Here is a 17,616-nt window from a genome sequence, read left to right on the forward strand (position 1 = left end):
GCACGCGGACCAACGGGGGAATGGCAATTGGCAATTGGCAGTTGGCAATTGGCCCGAAACCGGGTGCCACGGCTTCTCGTCTTCGCAAGCCGTGGTCGGGCACCCGCACGGAGCACCGCTTGCCGAAGACGGACAAGCCGTGGCACCCAGCAGCCCAACTCTTCTCCATTGCCTATCGCCCAATGCCCATTGCCCTCTTCTCATCCCCCATTGTTGCACCAAAAGACAACGCCCGGAGTTACCGGGCGTTGAGTAGGGGTAAGTTAAGGCTTCAGCCTGAAGTACAGGCTCAGTTGCCGCTGTCGGGCACGCCGGTGTAGGTCGGGCCCTGGCCGGTCGGGTTGGTCAGGCTCGGATCGATGCCGGTGGCCGCCAGGATGGCGTTATTGGCGCTCATCGACCAGATGTTGTCCACACCACCGCGATCGGAGATGTAGTAGATCTCGTTGCCCGGGCCCCACGCGGGCATCAGGTTCACAGCGTTGTCGTCGGTCAGCTCGACCAGGGCGGTGCCGTTCTGGGCGACCATCCAGAGCTGGGCCGAGGTCGGGCGGGTCTCTTCCATCTTGGCCCACTGGGTGGGGTTGGGCACGGTGGCGAAGGTAATCCACTTGCCGTCACGGCTCCAGGCCGGGTTGATGCACGCGGCGTAGGGGCTCGAGGCGACCTGGGTCAGGTTGCTGGCGGTCATGCCGCTGAAGTCCAGGCTCCACACGGTGAACGAGCGGTCACCACGCTCCTTGCTCTGCTGGAACAAGATGCGCTCGCCGTTGCCGTTGGCGCTGTTGCCGGCCACGGGCGACCACTGCGGGAACAGGCCGTAGGTGAGGAACTTGCTCACGCCCGGGTTGCTCACGTCGGTGACCCAGATCTCCCACTTGCCGCTCACCTCGCCCAGGCGGCTGAACGACAGGTACTGGCCGTCGGGCGACCAGGTGGGGTGCAGCTCGTGGCTGCTCTCGGTGGTGATCTGCACGGCCTTGCCACCGGTGGTGGGCATGACGAACAGGTCCCAGTTGCCCGAGCGGTTGCTGGCAAAGGCCACGCGGTTGCCGTCGGGGCTGAACTTGGGCATCACGTCGTTGCCCTCGCTCTTGGTCAGGCGGGTGATGACGCGGCTGTCGACCGGCTTGATGAAGATGTCGCTGGTCAGGCTGTGCTGCGTGCTGGCAAAGGTGATGTAGCCGCCGTCGGGCGACACGTCGGGGTCGAAGTCGGCGCCTTCGACGCTGAAGCTGACCTGGGCCAGGTTGTTGCCGCCGATGCGATCGGGATCGAGCGCCACCAGGCCGGCGTTATCGGTAAAGACCTCACCATAGAAACCATGCACCTCGTCGGTTGGCTGGAACTGGTGGGGAGTCTTGGGGCTCAGGCTCAGACGCTCGCCCGCCTGAGGGGCCGTGCCGGTGCGCTGGAAGCCCTGCGAGTCGTCAGCGGTCAGGCCGATGGCGTACGGATCGATGGGAGTCGCCGTCGAGGGCGCACGCTGGCTGTCGTATCCGTTGCCGCGAGTCAATGGCTGGCGGTAGGTGCTGGGCGTGGTCCGGCCAGTCTGGGTGCCGCTCTCACCACTACGCACCAGCGGGCCGTTGCCGCTGGTGGTCGTGCAGGCCGTGGTCATGCCGGCAACCGCGATCAGCGCCGCGGCGGCCAGGACGGTCGTGTTCGTGCTGCGAGTCATCATTGTTCGAGTCTCCATCCCTGGTTCACAAGCCCGTAGGCCTGCGGGCCAACCGCGGCCCGATGTTGCGCCCCCCGGCACACGCCGCGGCTGGGCAGTTTCGCGTGTTCGGGCGGTCGGCCGGAGGGGTCCGGTCGCACCACCCATGCCGGTTGTTTCGGCGGTCCGACAAGCCGGCTGAAGCCCAACCCATGCAAACGGACCAAAATCCCCGCACGCGATTTCACCTAGACGGTTATGGGGCGCACCGCCGCGACGAAATAGACACAACAAAGCCCCGTGCGATCACACGGGGCTTTGCACCACGGCTCCGGGAGTCCCGGGTCGTTTCTGTTCTTGCTTATCGCGTGTGGCTGTCGGCCGACCGGCCCACGATCGCGGGGGTCTCACCGCGGCGCACCCAAGGAACCTCGCGCCGCTCGTCGGTGTGGGTCAGGTGCTCCAGATAGTGGCGGAGCTGCGGTTCGGCGAATCTATCCAGGAATGCGGGCGAAGCCGAGCGGTTGATGGTGATGATGCGATCGACGACCTGCTCCCGGGTCAATCGCGTTGAAGTGACAGGCGAGTGGATCTCCGCCAGCTCGCACGACTCGGGCATCGCAGCCAGGTCGCGCATCGATTCGTCTCCGGTTTTCGACCCATTCCCACCCTACTCAACAAACGGGATGGGTTATGGGGCGGGCTTCGAGGCCGGGTGGTTTCGGCCCTTCCCACGCGCACCATTCACATTTTGGAACGCGCCGGGCACCCCTTTACGCGGCGTAAACTCAGGCATGCTGCTCTTCGGCCCAAGGTCTAGTGGTGGGTGGTTGCTCCGCTCACAAAGTGGTGAGCTTCGCTGGCAGGTGTCCGCCGCCAACATTTTTTCGGACGCTCCAACGCCCGAACCCGACCAAACACAGATCACATGGAGCGGCTGGTTCGACGACGCCGCGGCCCCCGAATCGGGCGTCTTCCACCACGACCCGCGCACCTGGACGGCCCAGGGCTGGGAAACCCTGGAAGCCCGCTTGGCCGAGATCCTGCCCGGGTTCGAGGCCGTCGGCGCCCGGCTGCTGCTTCGCCCCCACGTCCGCCACGTGGTCTCCGACGCCCCCTCGGTCCGCCGCATCCTGGGCATGTTCGAGACCCCCGCCCTGGGCATCCTCTTCGAGCCCGCGGCCATGCTGACCGCCGGCATGGCCGATGACGCCAGCGACCACCTCACCCGCCTGCTCGAGGCCCTGGCCCACCACGAGCGCGTGGCCGCCGTGCTGCTGACCGGGGCCGAGCGGCCGGCCCTGGGCGAGGCCGACCCCGAGCACGACGAGATCCTGGTGCCCGCCCCCCTCACCCGCGGCTCGCTCGACTACCACGACCTGCTCGCGGTCCTCAAGGAACACGGGCCATTCCATCGCCCGCTGGCCCTGTACGACGAGGACGTGCCCGCCCAGCTCGACATGCTCCGCGAGGCCGGCGTCCTACCCTCCCAGCCCGCGAACGCCTGACTTGAGGGAGCCAGAATGCCCGACGCGCCCACGCTCGACCATCCCAACTTCAAGGCCATCAAGGCCGCCTTCCCCGGCGCCACCCTCAACGGCACCGAGTTCCGCGGGCAGTCGAGCCTCATCGTGCAGCCCAAGGACCTGCACGCCCTCATGGCCTTCCTCAAGAACGACCGCGGCTACGACTTCCTCTCGGACGTCACCGCCGTGGACTATCTCAACTACCCCGGCGACATGCCCGGCCGCTTCGCCGTCGTGTACAACATGATCAACACGAGCACCGAGGATCGCTTCTTCGTCAAGACCTACGTCGACCCCACGCTGCCCACCGACGGCATCCTGGACGACCCGGGCCTCTACGTCGACACCGTCACCGACCTCTGGCCCGGGGCCGAGTGGCCCGAGCGCGAGGTGTTCGACATGTACGGCATCCGCTTCAACAACCACCCCGACCTGCGCCGCATCCTGACGTGGGAGGAATACCCCGCCCACCCCCTGCGCAAGGACTACCCCGTGCGAGGCCGTGGTGAGCGGGAGAGCTACAAGATCGTGGATCGCAGCGACGCGTAACGAGCTTCCGCGGGTTCACGTTGTTATTTGTGAGCCGTGGAATTTTCAGAACCAGAACCCAGATCCATTTCGCAACGGCTTCTCACAGTTATCAATGAGAAGTAGGCCATAGTTGAATTCGTCGAGAAATTTCGAGTGGACGACTCGCTGCACGACGCAATGGTTTTGCGTTTCGCAACAAACCGACACCAGATTCCGTGGATGGCGCAACACTCGGTCTTAGAAGATCGCCCACGCCGCGATCACCACCGCCAGCCCCACCCCCGCCACGATGGCCCACACCGGCACGCCCCGGCGGGGGCCGCCGCCCGGGCCGACGCTGGCCTGGCAGTTCCAGCACACCGTCGCGTCGTCGTAGAGCTCGGTGCCGCAGCGCCAGCAGTTCTGGGTGACACCCCCGAAGCGGTCCAGGTCGTCGTCGCTGGGGCCGTCGTCGGGCAGGCCATACTCGGGGGCGTGGTCCAGCACGTCACCCCGCCGGGCCTCGGCCCGCTTGGCGATGGTCGTGTCGGGCATGTCGTCCAGCGGACGGTTCTCGCGGGCCATGATAAGGGAATGGTATCGCAGGGCTTGGGCGCACATCCCCGGCCGACACGGCGGGCGGGCTTCTCCCAATAACCCCCGGGAAAGGGGCCAAAAACCGCCCCCAACGGACGGGCGGCGGGCGGTTGGTCGTCTCGATGCCCAAGGGTCGATAGACATGATCCGGACGCGCATACTTTGGGCGACCGAGGCCCCCAAGGAGGACACCCATGGCCCACGACCCACACCTCACAGCCCGCCAGCGCACAGGCCTGAGCGTGCCCCCGCTGCTGCTGCGCCTCGCGCTGGCGATCATCTTCATCTGGGCGGGCTACACCAAGGTCTTCGGTACGTTCGCGGTCACCGACGAGAACCGGGCGCAACTGGTCGCCGCGGGCGTGCTACCCAAGGGGCAAACCGTTCCCGATCCGGTGATCCCCGACCCGGTGGACGAGGAACCGGTCCCAGAGCCGGAGCCCGACCTCATCCCCGAAGAAGAGCCCCTGCCCGAAGAGAATCCGGCGTCCGACCCCGATCCGGTATCCCCGGTCGAGCCGGCCCCGCAGCCCGAAGACCCCGTCGCAGAGCCCGACCCAGTCGCAGACGACCCAACCGAGGTGATCCTCGTCGCCCAGACGCAGCCCGCCCCTCAGAAGGTGCGTAAGGCGAACCAGATCGCCCTGATGCTGCACGCCGGTGCCAACCCCGAACCCGTGGTCGCCGAAGATGGCACCACGAGCACACCCCTGGCGATCGTGCCGCAGGGGCTGGGCGCACCACCCTGGCCGAAGTACCTGGCGTGGGCCGCGGCGATCACCGAGCTGGTCGCCGGCGGGTTCCTGCTCATCGGCGCCCTCACCCGCCTGAGCGGGCTGGCGGTCGCCGGCGTGATGGGCGTGGCGCTGTGGCTCACCCAGATCGGGCCGGCCATCTCGAGCGGCAACGCCTGGCTGGGCTTCCTGCCCATAAACGACCCGTACGACCCGATGAACCCCGCGACCTACACCACGATGCTGTACCAGCTTGCCCTGCTGGCCATGGGCCTGGCGCTGCTGTTCTCGGGCCCGGGCATGCTGTCGATCGACCGCTTTGTCATGGGCAGAGGTCGCGCAGACGACGAGGACTAACCCCGACGGCTCCCGAATCTGCGGAACCCAAGGCGGTTTCTGGACGAAGGTCTCTGGTGGCAGGAGCCCCCTATGGTGGGACCGAGCGACTGGAGGCCTTTCTCGTGCCAGCAACCGATACTTCCGCCCTGCGTGACGCGACCATCCTCATCGTCGACGACGACCGTGACGTGCTGCTGGCTATGGAAACGGCCTTTAAGGCCGAGGGTGCCATCACCCACACCGCGGGCGACGGCAACACCGCCATCACCCTAACGCTGGACGCCAAGCCCGACTTGGTGGTACTCGACATGATGCTGCCGGCCCGCTCTGGCTTTCTGGCCCTCGAGAAGATCAAGGGCAACGACGACAGCCCGCTGGTGATCATGGTAACCGCCAACGACGGCAAGCGGCACCAGGCCTACGCCCAATCGCTTGGGGTCGATGGGTACATGATCAAGCCCGTGCCGCTGGGCCAACTGATGGAGACGGCCGCCGAGTTGCTGGCCGCCCGAGCCTGAGGGATCTGGACCCATGCCCAAACGCCAGATCGTCATCGTGTCGTCGAATGAGCCCGCCGAAGAGGGCCTGCCGCCCCTGGGCACCATTGATGAGGTGTCGGCCAAGCTGGCCGACTTCAACACCGCCCCCGACGGTTCGGAGCGCAGCGCGTCGGCCGGGACGATCGTCCTGCACGGCCCGGGCCTGGTGGTCGAGCTCCCGATGGGCATCGACCGCGTGACGCAGGGCCTGGTGACCCTGATCGACGAGGACACGGCCTGGCCCGTGCTCATGCGGCTGGTGAAGAACCTGCCCTGGAAGCTACTCGACCTCGAGACCGGCCGCAGCTTCGGCTGATCCGCCCGCCCGGGCACCCGATCGCGCGCCGCTATCGGGTGCCCCTGGCGTCAAGCTAGGTGGATTCTGGCGCTTATTGGTTGGATGCCGGGGGCTGGACAGCCAAGAACCGCGATGAATCATGGCCCGTCTCGCGATGGGCGGCATGTTGCAGTTCGGCCGCCCGACGCGGGCCCCATCGGAACAGCCGCTCTCGACCGGTGGCTCGCCGGGGTTTGGGTCGACCGTCAGAGTCTGCTTGGCTCATCGCACGCTCCCGGGGTGCCGGGGGCGTGTCTTTTTGATACGCCCATGGCCCCCGGGCCCAGACCGCCCGCACACCCTAAACTCGCCCGTGGACACCCTCCTCGACGCCCTTGCCAATTGGAAGCCCTTCAACGCGCTGGTCTTGGGCGACTTCATGCTCGACCAGCAGCTCTACGGCGATGCCGAGCGGCTGAGCGCTGACGCGCCGGTGCCGGTCCTTCGGGTTACGCGGCAGGATTCCATGTCGGGCGGCGCGGGGAATCTGGCCGAGGATCTCATTGCGCTCGGTGGCGGTGTCAAGGTGTTCGGCGTAACCGGCGAGGACGCCGAGGGTGAGTTGCTCCGCCGCCACCTTGGCAAGTCGAAGATCGATACCACCGGGCTGATCGCCGACGCGGCGCGCCCGACGACGGTCAAACGCAACCTCATCGGCCTGGCCCAGCACCGACATCCGCAGAAGATGTTCCGCGTGGACTTCGAGTCTCGCGATGCTCTATCGGCAGATGTTTCGGGGCGACTGCTCGCGGCCCTCGAGGCCGCGCTCCCGACCGCCGACGTGTTGTGCCTCGAAGACTACGACAAGGGTGTGTGCGACGAAGCGACCTGCCGGGCGGTGATTGAGTTGGCGCGCAAGCACGGTGTGCCACTGCTGGTCGATCCGGCGTCGCGTGACGACTTCGCGCGGTATCGCGGCTGCACGTCGATCACGCCAAACCGCAGCGAGGCCGAACGGGCGACCGGGCGTCGCCACGCCATGACGTCGGCCGAGCAACGCCAGGAGCTTGCGCACGAGCTGGCCCGACAACTCGACTGCGATGCCGTGGTGCTCACGCTCGACCGGGATGGCGCGCTGCTGCTCGAACGCCATGCCGAGCCGGTGTCGGTGCCCACGGTCGCGCGTGAGGTGTATGACGTCACGGGCGCTGGCGACATGATGCTGGCCGGCCTGGCCGCCGCCCGCGCCAATGGGCTGTCGTGGCCCGACTCGGTGCGCTTTGCCAACGCGGCGGCGGGGCTGGAAGTCCAGATCTTCGGCGTCAAGCCCATCCCGCTGGCCGACGTGCATCGGGAATTGATGCGGCAGGCCGGACGATTGACCGGCAAGCTGCGCACGATCGAAGAATTGTGCGACGAGATCGCTGGCGTCCGGCGCCACGGCGGCACCGTCGTGTTCACCAACGGCTGCTTCGACGTGTTGCACGCGGGCCACGTCTCGCTGCTCGAGAAGTCGGCCGAGTTGGGCGACTTCCTGGTCGTCGGCCTGAACAACGACGACTCGGTGCGGCGGCTCAAGGGCGAGGGGCGGCCCGTCCACAGCGCCCTGGACCGCGCGCGCGTGCTGGGGGCGCTCGAACCCGTGGGCGCGGTCGTGCTGTTCGAGGAAGACACCCCCATCAAGCTCATCGAGGCGATCAAGCCCGAGGTGCTGGTGAAGGGTGCCGACTACGCGGGCAAGGAGGTCGTGGGGCAGAAGGTCGTCGAGGCGGCCGGCGGACGCGTGGAATTGGTCGACCTCGTGCAAGGACTGAGCACGACCAGCGCGCTGTCGCGGCTCGGGGCCGGCCGGTGACACCGCCCAAGGCGACCACCGCCGTGCGCGAGCACGTGGCCATCGTGCATCCGTGGGTGGCCGAGGCGTTGCTGGCGGGCACGAAGACCATCGAGAGCCGGTTCTCGCGAGACAAACGCCCGCCGTTCGGGCGGATCGCCAAGGGCGCGGACGTCTACTTCCGCGTCGCCGGCGGGGGCTATGCCGTCCGGGCGAGCGTCGGGCGGGTGCAATCCTGGGAGAACCTGACGCCCCAGCGCGTCGGGGAGATCGAGGCGGAGCACCGCGACCAGATCGGCGGCGATGATGCGTACTGGGACGCCGCAAGGAACGCCAGGTGTGCCACGCTGGTCCATTTGGAACGGTGCGAGCCGGTGAGCCAAGGGCCAACCCTCGACCGCCAGCGGGGAGACCGCCGGGCTTGGTTCGTGCTGGGGTAGGGTCGCGGCCGTACACTGGCAGCCAATGGAAGCACATGGGGCGGTACAAAGCCTGGCGTTGGCCTTCGGAGCGGGAGCGCTCGTCACCCTGGCGAGCGATCGGCTGCGCCAGCCGCCCATCCTGTTCCTGCTGCTCGTCGGCTTCGGGCTCGGTGTCGACGGGCTCGGCTTGGTCGACGGCGACGCCCTGGGCACCTCGGGGCTGCTGGCCATTGTGTCGGTCTCGGTCGGTTTGCTGGTGTTCGAGGGGGGGCTCGGGCTCGACCGCGACACCATCGCGCGCGCACCGGGCGCGGTCCGCGGGCTGCTGACCGTTGGTGTTATCGTGAGTTGGATGCTCACGGCCCTGCTTGGGCACTATCTCATCGGCCTGCCGCTCGACCTGTCCATTTTGCTCGGCGCGATGCTGGTGGTTACGGGCCCCACGGTGATCCAGCCCATCCTGCGTCGCACGCCGCTGAGCCCCAGGCTGCACTCGGCCCTGATGACCGAGGGCATCCTGATCGATCCGATCGGCGTGGTCGCGGCCGTATCGACGCTCGAGATCGTGCGCCTTGGCATCGAGCAGCCCGGTGAGGCGGGGCCGATGGCCATCTTGGTCCAGTTCCTGGTGCCTGCCGTCACCGGTGTTGGGCTGGGCGTGATCTTCGGGTACGGGGCCTCCCGTGTGCTTCGCATCATCCGCGGCGATCGCAAGGCCGACACGCAGACCGTGGTGCTGGTGGGCCTGGCGGCGTGCATGGTGTCGTTCGGCCTGGCTGAGGCCGTGTCGAGCGAGGCCGGACTCGTAGCGGCCACGCTGTGTGGGCTTGTGCTGGCCAACGCCGCCCGGCCGAGCGCCGAGGAGATGCGCCGGTTCAAGGAGACCACGGCGGTCATGCTCGTGGGCGCGCTCTTCATCCTGCTGGCCTCACGCGTGCAGCTCGACCGGCTGTGGAACGTGGGTTGGGAGGAGATCGCCTTCGTCGCGGCCATGGTGTTGCTGGTCAGGCCGGCCTCGGTGTTTGCCAGCACGTTCCGAACGGGCCTGAACTTTCGCGAGCGCATGTACACGGCGCTTATTGCCCCGCGTGGGATCGTGGCCATCGCGCTGGGTGCCATCGTGGCCATCGAGATGACGCGCACGGCCGCAGCCGTGGAAGGGCGGCCCGATCTCGTCACCAACGCGGAGAAATTGGAGACGCTCGTCATCCTGGTCATCGTGGTTACGGTCACCCTCGCAGGCCTGACCGCCGGGCCGCTGGCCACGCTCTTGAAGGTGCGGGCGGGGCGGCCCAATGGCGTGATCATCGTGGGCGGGCATCGCCTGGGCCGGGACTTGGCCGCCCACCTCCGGGCGCTCAGCGTGCCAGTACGGCTGGTGGATACGAACGCCGCGAACATCGCGGCGGCAGCCAGCGAGGGCATCGGCACGAGCATGGGCAGTGCCACCGACATCCGCTGGATGGACCAGGAGGTCGCGTCGACCGGCTACGGCAACGTGCTGGCGCTCTCGGACAACAACGAGGTGGACGGCGCGGTATCGCTGTGGGCGGCGCAGCGCTTTGGCGTGCCGCACGTGCTTCGGTGGCGGCGAGATAAGCCGGTGCCATCGCCCAAGGGCCAGCCGCAACCGGGCACGGCCATGAAGTGGGGCCGGCCGATCCGGCACATGCTCTTCCAGATGGACGCGGGCCTGGCGCGCGTGGCCACCTGGGAAGACGCGGGCGTCGGGGCGGTGGCCATCGTGGGCGTCGACGAGCAGGGCCAGGTCCACATGATCGACGATGGCGACGTCGAGAAGGCCTTCCCCGACGGGCCCCCCGAGGGCATGCACTTCATCGGGGTCGAGATCGGACCGGCCAAGAACAAGGCCGCGGCCGGCGAAGGCGAAGAGGCTAACGGCGACGAGGAATCGGAGGAGTCGGTTGAGAAATCGGACTAAGCGGCCTCCGGACAAAACCCGTCTATGACTCGATCCTTCTCCGCCCGATCGAGCCTTCGTGTTGACGCCAAGTGGGTTGGTCGATATCCTTGAGGCCCTGACGCGGGTGTAGCTCAGTGGTAGAGCGTCACGTTGCCAACGTGAATGTCGACGGTTCGAATCCGTTCACCCGCTTTCGAGAACTTTTGCCTGCAAATGACAAGCCGCCCCCGATTGGGAGCGGCTTATTCCTTTCGTGGTTTTGCAGTTGTTTACGCGCAGCCGGCGTCGAACTCGTTCTGGAAGGCCAGGAAATCGAAGATCGTCAGGCTGCCGTCGCCGTCGAAGTCGGCGGTGGTGAGGTCGCCGGCATCGAAGGCGTTCTGGAAGGCCAGGAAGTCGAAGATGGTCAGGTCGCCATCGCCGTCGATGTCGGCGCGGCACGCGTCCTCGAGGCTGATGGGCGTCTCGAAATCGCTGTAGAGGAAATAGAAGCTGGCGTCACGGAGCTCGCAGGCCTCGCCGAACACATCGTCGCCGAAGGTCAGGAAGCGGGTATTGACGACGAAGACGCCCTTGGCGCTGTCGTAGTCGAAGTTGGCGAATGTGATGTCGGGTACGCCAGCCGAGCCGGGTAGGTTGTCGGCGATCTGCAGGCTGACGCTGCCGGTGGTCTTGTCCTTGCCAGGGATTTCGATCTCGTAGACACCTGCCTCGACGCGGGTGACGGTGATACCGCTGCCGTCGATCACGCGTCCGCTGATGCCATCAATGAAGCCGCCAACGAAGTTGCTGGCACCGTAGGGCACGAACACGAAGCCGAAACGTGACTGGCCATCGAGCTCGCGGATGCCACCGCCGCTGCTGTCGATGGTGTCGTCGCGACGCATGGCAAAGTTCCAGCCGTCGGCGTCGGGGAGGACGGCAATGAGGCTGGCGTCGTTGGTGTCGCCAGCGTAGCAGGTGAAGAGCATGCCGTCGTCGGGCGTGACACCCGGGAGGTCGATGCGGCCGCTGGTCTGGCTGAAGGTGGACTCCCAAGTGACCACGTCGGGGCTTAGCCCGGCGGTGGCGTACTCACCACCTGAGCCCGAGACCCAGGCGGCGGTGCCGGTGCCGGTGGCCTGCTCGGTGCGGACCCAGCCACCCAGCCAGCCCTGCTCGAAGGGAAACATGGTGGCGCTGAAGTCGACCACGGCCTCGGTGGCGGTGCCGACTGAGAAGAAGCCCAGGTAGCCCGAGCCATCGCCGTTGCGGTGGGTGCCGTCGATGGGGCTGTAGGCCTGGCCGCTCCGGAAGCTATCGATCGCGAAGCCGCCGTGCGCGTACAGCGTGCCGACCGGCAAGCCGAAGACGGTGTTGTCGTTGTCGCGCCCGTTGTTGGCGATGGCGACGGTCATGACGCCAATGAAGGGGTGGGCGGCCCAGGCATAGGTGGGCAGGCCGTTGTTCAGGCGCAGCGGGCCGGCGCCCGGGGTGGAGCCGGGCGGGTTGCCGCGATAATCATCCCAGAAGCCGCCCGCGCCGTCGAGGTAGCTGCGAGGGTCGTCGACCAAGCCGGGGCCGAAATTGGCGTCGAAGTCGCCCTCGTTGGTCCAGCCGCTGGTCCAGCGGACGGGGCCGCTGGCTTGGTCATCGACGAGCAGGCGATCGGAGCCCGCGCCATCGAGGACGGTGCCGGGGGCCAGGTTCAAGTTGAACCACGCGCCCGAGACGGTGGCGCCGGGCCAGGCGCCGGGGGCCTGAAACGACTCGCCAAGCACGTCGGTGCCGGTGGGAACGGTGACGGCGGGGGCCTGGGCCATCGCGGTGGCGGCGGCACCGACGACGGCAAGGACGGAGATCACGCTGTTATGCTGCATGGGAATACCTCTCTCTTGGAACGGTGCTGGGAGACGAATGGGGACCTCGATCGACGCTGGGGAGAAGCGACCGACCGTGGTCACTTGGGGTTGTTGATCCAGCCCCAGCCTCGGCCGGAAACCCCGCCGTCGAACTGGTGCCAGAACGGGTCATTGGGATGGCCCTTGACGTAGAAGTCGTTGGCCTCAAAGTCCTCGTCTTCCTGGAAGGCCTCGCCGCGCGGGCCCTTGGGGGAGACGAACCTCGTGACGCTGCCGTCGAACATGGCGATATGCCCACCGCCGTCGTGGCGGTTGGTCACCTGGTCGCGGTTGCCCCAGAGGCCGTCGACGATCTTGTCGCCGTACCACTCGAGGCTCTCTTCCACGAATAGGGGCGTGCCGTCAAAGGGCAGGAGTACGTTCTTTGCCAGTTCGTCACGCACGCGGGGCAGGCCACCTCCCAGCTTCGGATCGGCGTACTTGAACTGCACGTCGGTGTGTGGGGTAGCGCCGGCCATCCTGGCGGCCATGGTGTAGTCGAAGTCGATGTCGGAGTAGAACAGCGTCGACTTGTCGGCCCCGTCGCTGCTGCGACGCTTGTTCTTGGGGCAGGCGGTGCACTCGTCAGCGGCCTCGAGGTACTCGTAGAGCAAGCCGGGCGTGGCCTCACCCTCGGGCGTGTCGTAGCGGGGCAGGCGGGCCCACTGGGCGGGCGGCCAGAACTCGTCCTTACGGTCGTCCTGGGCGTAGAGCAGGCTGGCCATAGCGATCTGCTTGCAGTTGCTGCTGCACACGGCGGTCATGCCCAACTCTCGGGCCGCTCCGAGGCTGGGCAGCAGGATGCCGATGAGGATCGCAATGATGGCGATGACGACAAGCAGCTCGATGAGCGTGAAGGCATGGCGTGCGAGGCGTGACTTGGCTTGCATGTCCGATGTAAGCGGGGCGACGTGGGCAAGACAATCAGCGTTCATGGGTTTCGCGCAGTCCTCTCGCAATGTTGATGGCGGCGTGGCGCGTTCTTCGCTTCCTTTGCGAAATCTGCACAGGACATGAAGAAGCCCGGGCTTGCGCCCGGGCCTCGTTCAGGCTTCAGTTGGTGCTGGCTTTATGGGCAGCCGGCGTCGAACTCGTTCTGGAATTCCAGGAAGTCGAAGATGGTCAGGCTGCCGTCGCCGTCGAAGTCGGCGATGGCCAGGTCGCCCGAGTCGAAGGCGTTCTGGAACGCCAGGAAGTCGAAGATGGTCAGGTCGCCATCGCCGTCGATGTCGGCGCGGCAGGGCATGGAGCCGTCCAGATCGACGAAGTAGAGCGCGAGCTCGCCGTCGAAGTCGCGGTCGCGGATGAAGTAGATGCGGCTGCTGTCGGCCGACCAGCGGATGTCGCCGTAGCCGCCGGTGACGTCGGCGTAGACGGGAAGGTCGGGGGTCAGGTTCCGCAGGCCCGTGCCGTCGATGTTGACGACGTATAGCGCGTCGACGGTATCAACGTCGATATCACCGCTGAAGGCCACCATGGTGCCGTCGGGAGAAACGGCCAGGCCGTCGATGTCCTGGAACTCGCCATCGAGGGACACGATGGGCTCGACCTGGACGTCGCCGATGGTCGTGGGGATGCGGACGAGGCTCTGGGTGTCGACGAAGTCGAAGTCGGCCGTGCAAACGAAGAACTCGCCGTCGGGCGTCAGCTCGCCATCAACGATCTCCCAGAAGTCGGGCACGTCGATGGGGGTGATGAACTGCGGGTCGAACGAGGAGCCGTCGGTGGGCAAGACGCCCAACACCTGGGGCTGTGGGCCGCCGGCGAACTGGCTGCCGTAGATGAGGGTCTCGCCATCCTCGGTCACGTCCCACTGGAACTGGTCGATGTCGACGTCGAGCGGCGTGATGCCGAAGATGTCGAACGAGCCGTCGGTCAGGGCGTTGAAGATGCCGTCGCTGGACTCGTCGTTGAGGTAGATCAGTTCGGTGCCGCCCTTGATGAGCACGCCGTCGCCGGCGATGCCGGTACCGTCGGTGATCTGGAGCTGGTCTCCACCACCGATGGGCAGGCGGAACCACTCGTTGCTCGGGTTGCCGATGGTCTGGTCACCCTTGAAGTAGACGAAGTCGGTGCCGACGATGGGCGCCTCATCCACGTCGTTGTGCAGCGTCGGGTCGTTCCAGATCTCGGCGGTGCCGCCGGCGATGGGGATGCGGTAGAGGTGGTCGCCACTGACACCGTCGTCGACCGAGCCTACGAAGAAGATGAACTGGCCATCGAGCGACAAGGTAAAGGCATCAACGTCGCCGGTCGTGGTCGCCGGGGATATGGGAACCAGCGTGCCTTCCTGCGCGAGGGTCGTGGCGGTGGCGGCGAGCGCGAGGCCAGCGGCAAGGGCGAGCGTGCGTGTGCGGTTCATGGGTATCTCTCCGTGTGTGGTGTCTTGATGCGCGTCTTATCCTCGGATCCAACCGTAGAAAGCGAATGCATCCGCAATGTCAGCACCGCAATAAGCGTGCAACAAGACGGTATGAAGAGTGCGCGAACACGCACAACGGCGCATGACGGAGATGATCCGCGCCGGAATGATCGAAAGCGGCATCACACTCGCATCGCCTCGCCACACCCTGTCTGATATTGAGAGGACACGCCATGCCCACACCGCGACCCCGCGCATTCACACTGATCGAGTTGCTCGTTGTCATCGCCATCATTGCGCTGCTCATCGGCATCCTGCTCCCCTCGCTGGGCGCCGCACGCGAGGCGGCCAAGAAGGTCCAGTGCCAATCGCAGATGAAGCAGATCATGACCGCGTGGACCGCGTACACGCTGGACTACAACGAGTACCACCACGGCAGCCGGCAGAACTTTTCCTCCCGCATGGAGGTACGAGGCGGCCGTGGCTCGGAGATCAACTTCCTGCTGCCATATTACGAGGACTATCGCGTGCCCGGCGTTTCCAGCGGCCTGGGTCAGTGGGGTTATTGGGGCGGGCTGTATGACAGCTACCTTGGCGTTGAGGTGGCCGATCACATGTTCGATCAGAGCGTCGGCATCGGCAATCGCAGCCACCTCTCGGGCTGGGACGTGTGGGCCTGCCCGAGCGCTAAACAGATCGATCGCTACGGCATCACCGGTCGTGGAGCCGAGGGCAACTTTGACTACGCGACCATGTGCTTCAACGGCGTCTTCCGCGACGGCCCGGGCAGCGAGGGCGCGCTGTGGAAGGCCGGCAGCTACAACACCGCCAGGCCTAAGCGCGTCACCGAAGTCGGCCATCCGTCCAAGCTCATCGTCTTCCAGGACGGCTACGAGCAGATGATCGACGGCAATGGGGACACGCTGAACGACCTGTACCAGCACGGCGACGAGAAGGACAAGGAGTACTTCCGCCACGGCCATAGCTGCAACACGTGCTGGCTCGATGGGCACGTCTCGGACATCCCGAAGAAGAACCTGCCCGACACCCTGCCGTGGTACACCGACCAGTGGGAAGAGCCCGGCCGGCCGCGATAGATCGGTCTCGCCGCGAGCATGAGAAATGAAACAGGCCGTGCCCCGGTGGGCACGGCCTCTGTGCGTGATATGGCCCCGGGCTCAGCCGCAGCCCGCGTCGAACTCGGTCTGGTACACCAGGAAGTCGAAGATGGTCAGCGCACCGTCGCCGTCGAAGTCGGCCTGCATATCGCTCAGGCCGAAGAGGCCGGTGAAGGCGAGGTAGTCGAACAGGGTGAGGGCGCCGTCGCCGTCGAGATCGGTGCGGCAGGTGTCGCAGATGGTGGCGACGGGGTCGAACGAAACGATGCCCAGGCCCGGCTCGTCGCGGCCGTCGTGGATGCGGTTGGCAATGGCGGCGGGGAGGGGCGTGCCCCAGCAGACGCCGGTGGCGTCGATGTCAACGGGGCTGGCGTGGTAGATGTTGTCGCCGAGTTGGGCGGTGTTGTTGCGGAAGGTGTTGATCAGGCCATCGCGCTCGGCGAAGCTGAAGGTGGAGACGTCGTCATCGATGTTGGTGGTGTAGACGGCCCCGCCGAGGCGGGCGATGTTGCCCTCGAGGGTGTTGCCGGTGAAGGTGACGGATTCGTGGAGGTCGGAATCTATTAAGCTAACGGCCCCGCCGGCACCAGCGGTCGTGTTGTTGATGAAGTTGTTGCTGGTGAACGTGATCTGGCTCTCGCCTCGGAAGAATCGAACCGCCCCGCCGTCGCTGGTGGATTGGTTCCCCACGAAATCGCAGTGTTCGACGTTGGCGACTCCGAACGAGAGAGACATCGCGCCACCTCGGCCCGCTTCATTCTCACGAAACTCACACCTGCGCATGGTCAACGAACGGCTGTCAAATCCGAGGTAACCCCCAGCCGATCGCTCGGCCCTGTTGTCCGTGAACGCGCAGTCCTCAATGACCATGTCGGCATCGAAGTCCATACCACCGCCGGCTTCTCCGGCGTAATTGCCACTGAACTGACAGTTCGTGAAGCTTGCTTCGGCGGCGAAGCCCCAGATCCCGCCACCGTTGGTGTGGGCCGAATTCGCGGCAAACACGCACTCGCTGAAGTCTACCCCTCCGATGCCCAAAAACACCACCCCCCCGCCACGGAGTGAAGGGGCGGCTGCAATACCGTTTCGTACGAACACGCACCGCTCGATGCGATCCCGCGGAAAATCAGGCGGCACCCTGGCAATCGCCTGGATTGCGGCTCCAGTGCCGTTGCGGTCGAATGTGCAGTCTTCTAAGATGTGTCCTGCTCCGCCGATGATAAACAGCCCGTAGCCGTCCGAACCGATTACCTCGACATCGCGCATACGCACACGCTTCACGGTCGGTACACGCAGTTCCGCGAAGATCCCCGAGCCCGTAGGGTCCTGCGGCCCATACACGATGACCGATTCGAGGTATGCCGACGCGCCTTCCATGTTGATGGGTGCCTTGGCCTGCTGCACGACCGCCCCGCGGATGATCGATCCGCCCAGGAACTCCCCGCTCGCCGAGAAGACCGCGTCCGAGGCATTCTGGCGGAACACGATGCCCACCCACGGTTCGTCCGGATCGTGCGCTCGGAAGCCGACGCGCAGTGCTCCCTCGCCCGGAATATGGAGCGTGCCGATGTCGCCGTCGGCTACCCCTCCGATCATCAGCCGCGCACTCGCCATGCCCTCGACGCTGACACCCGCCTCAACCGTCAGCGTCGCCCCACCCACCACCTCCACATCCCCCGTCAGCACGTACGGGCTGCCCGCGATGGTCCAGGTCGTGTCGGTGTCGATGCGGCCCTCGACGGGCGTTTGGGCCGACGCCAGGGCGGCCACCACCGAGCAGAAGAATAACGCGATGTAGATTGGTCGGGGCATGCGGACCTCCTTGGATGTTCGGCCGATGCTGGGCGTCCAGAATGTCCAGCATACCAGAAACCGGTCCGGCAAACAAGGGGAA

Annotated in this window: 16 protein-coding genes and 1 tRNA gene; 10 read left to right on the forward strand and 7 right to left on the reverse strand. The window is 66.2% G+C overall.

The annotated features are described in order from the left end of the window. Positions 1-289 precede the first annotated feature (289 nt). Together NCW75_12720 and NCW75_12725 are read right to left on the reverse strand one after the other, a co-directional pair. The gene (locus NCW75_12720; GenBank protein ID UYV12152.1) at positions 290-1,684 is read right to left on the reverse strand and encodes a DPP IV N-terminal domain-containing protein; all 1,395 of its coding nucleotides are present in this window, start codon (positions 1,682-1,684) and stop codon (positions 290-292) included. Between the two features lie 337 nt (positions 1,685-2,021). Then, complete coding sequence (locus tag NCW75_12725; GenBank protein ID UYV12153.1) at positions 2,022-2,297, reverse strand: hypothetical protein; 276 nt, start codon at positions 2,295-2,297, stop codon at positions 2,022-2,024. A gap of 229 nt (positions 2,298-2,526) precedes the next feature. Between NCW75_12725 and NCW75_12730 the strand changes: the two genes are divergently transcribed. Both NCW75_12730 and NCW75_12735 read left to right on the forward strand, forming a co-directional pair. Further along, positions 2,527-3,168 (forward strand): sugar phosphate isomerase/epimerase, encoded by a 642-nt coding sequence (locus NCW75_12730; GenBank protein ID UYV12154.1) that lies wholly within the window; start codon positions 2,527-2,529, stop codon positions 3,166-3,168. Between the two features lie 15 nt (positions 3,169-3,183). Beyond that, entirely contained in the window at positions 3,184-3,735 is a 552-nt protein-coding gene (locus NCW75_12735; protein ID UYV12155.1) for an NADH-quinone oxidoreductase subunit C, read from the forward strand. Positions 3,736-3,954: 219 nt separating this feature from the next. Here NCW75_12735 and NCW75_12740 read toward each other — a convergent pair whose 3' ends face one another. After that, positions 3,955-4,281, reverse strand: coding sequence for a hypothetical protein (locus NCW75_12740; protein ID UYV12156.1), 327 nt, complete (start codon positions 4,279-4,281; stop codon positions 3,955-3,957). 206 nt (positions 4,282-4,487) lie between these two features. On the opposite strand from NCW75_12740, the gene NCW75_12745 reads away from it, so the two are divergent. The 7 genes from NCW75_12745 (at position 4,488) to NCW75_12775 (ending at position 10,554) form a co-directional block, all read left to right on the forward strand. After that, entirely contained in the window at positions 4,488-5,384 is an 897-nt protein-coding gene (locus NCW75_12745) for a DoxX family membrane protein (protein ID UYV12157.1), read from the forward strand. Between the two features lie 104 nt (positions 5,385-5,488). Beyond that, a complete protein-coding gene (locus NCW75_12750; protein ID UYV12158.1) occupies positions 5,489-5,884 on the forward strand; it encodes a response regulator in 396 nt (131 codons plus the stop codon). Positions 5,885-5,897: 13 nt separating this feature from the next. Then, on the forward strand, positions 5,898-6,221 hold the full coding sequence (locus tag NCW75_12755) for a hypothetical protein (protein UYV12159.1): 324 nt from the start codon (positions 5,898-5,900) through the stop codon (positions 6,219-6,221). A gap of 334 nt (positions 6,222-6,555) precedes the next feature. Then, positions 6,556-8,037, forward strand: coding sequence for a D-glycero-beta-D-manno-heptose 1-phosphate adenylyltransferase (rfaE2, locus tag NCW75_12760; protein ID UYV12160.1), 1,482 nt, complete (start codon positions 6,556-6,558; stop codon positions 8,035-8,037). Then, the gene (locus NCW75_12765; GenBank protein UYV12161.1) at positions 8,034-8,456 is read left to right on the forward strand and encodes an ASCH domain-containing protein; all 423 of its coding nucleotides are present in this window, start codon (positions 8,034-8,036) and stop codon (positions 8,454-8,456) included. Before rfaE2 ends, NCW75_12765 begins: the two co-directional genes overlap by 4 nt. Positions 8,457-8,481: 25 nt before the next feature. After that, positions 8,482-10,380, forward strand: coding sequence for a sodium:proton antiporter (locus NCW75_12770; protein UYV12162.1), 1,899 nt, complete (start codon positions 8,482-8,484; stop codon positions 10,378-10,380). A gap of 102 nt (positions 10,381-10,482) precedes the next feature. After that, positions 10,483-10,554 (forward strand) — tRNA-Gly (locus NCW75_12775). 77 nt (positions 10,555-10,631) lie between these two features. Here NCW75_12775 and NCW75_12780 read toward each other — a convergent pair. The 3 genes from NCW75_12780 to NCW75_12790 form a co-directional block, all read right to left on the reverse strand. After that, positions 10,632-12,221: a hypothetical protein gene (locus NCW75_12780; protein UYV12163.1), complete on the reverse strand. Its 1,590-nt coding sequence runs from the start codon at positions 12,219-12,221 to the stop codon at positions 10,632-10,634. Positions 12,222-12,301: 80 nt separating this feature from the next. Further along, positions 12,302-13,132 (reverse strand): prepilin-type N-terminal cleavage/methylation domain-containing protein, encoded by an 831-nt coding sequence (locus tag NCW75_12785; protein ID UYV12164.1) that lies wholly within the window; start codon positions 13,130-13,132, stop codon positions 12,302-12,304. 179 nt (positions 13,133-13,311) lie between these two features. Further along, on the reverse strand, positions 13,312-14,604 hold the full coding sequence (locus tag NCW75_12790; GenBank protein ID UYV12165.1) for a hypothetical protein: 1,293 nt from the start codon (positions 14,602-14,604) through the stop codon (positions 13,312-13,314). A 233-nt stretch (positions 14,605-14,837) separates the two neighbouring features. Here NCW75_12790 and NCW75_12795 point away from each other — a divergent pair, with 233 nt between their 5' ends. Continuing rightward, positions 14,838-15,701, forward strand: a complete 864-nt coding sequence (locus tag NCW75_12795; protein UYV12166.1) for a DUF1559 domain-containing protein — start codon at positions 14,838-14,840, stop codon at positions 15,699-15,701. Positions 15,702-15,782: 81 nt separating this feature from the next. Here the strand turns inward: NCW75_12795 and NCW75_12800 are convergent, their stop codons facing one another. Continuing rightward, positions 15,783-17,534, reverse strand: a complete 1,752-nt coding sequence (locus NCW75_12800; GenBank protein ID UYV12167.1) for a right-handed parallel beta-helix repeat-containing protein — start codon at positions 17,532-17,534, stop codon at positions 15,783-15,785. Between the last annotated feature and the right edge of the window lie 82 nt (positions 17,535-17,616).

The organism is Phycisphaera sp. (genome assembly GCA_025916675.1).
Taxonomy (GTDB): domain Bacteria; phylum Planctomycetota; class Phycisphaerae; order Phycisphaerales; family UBA1924; genus JAHCJI01.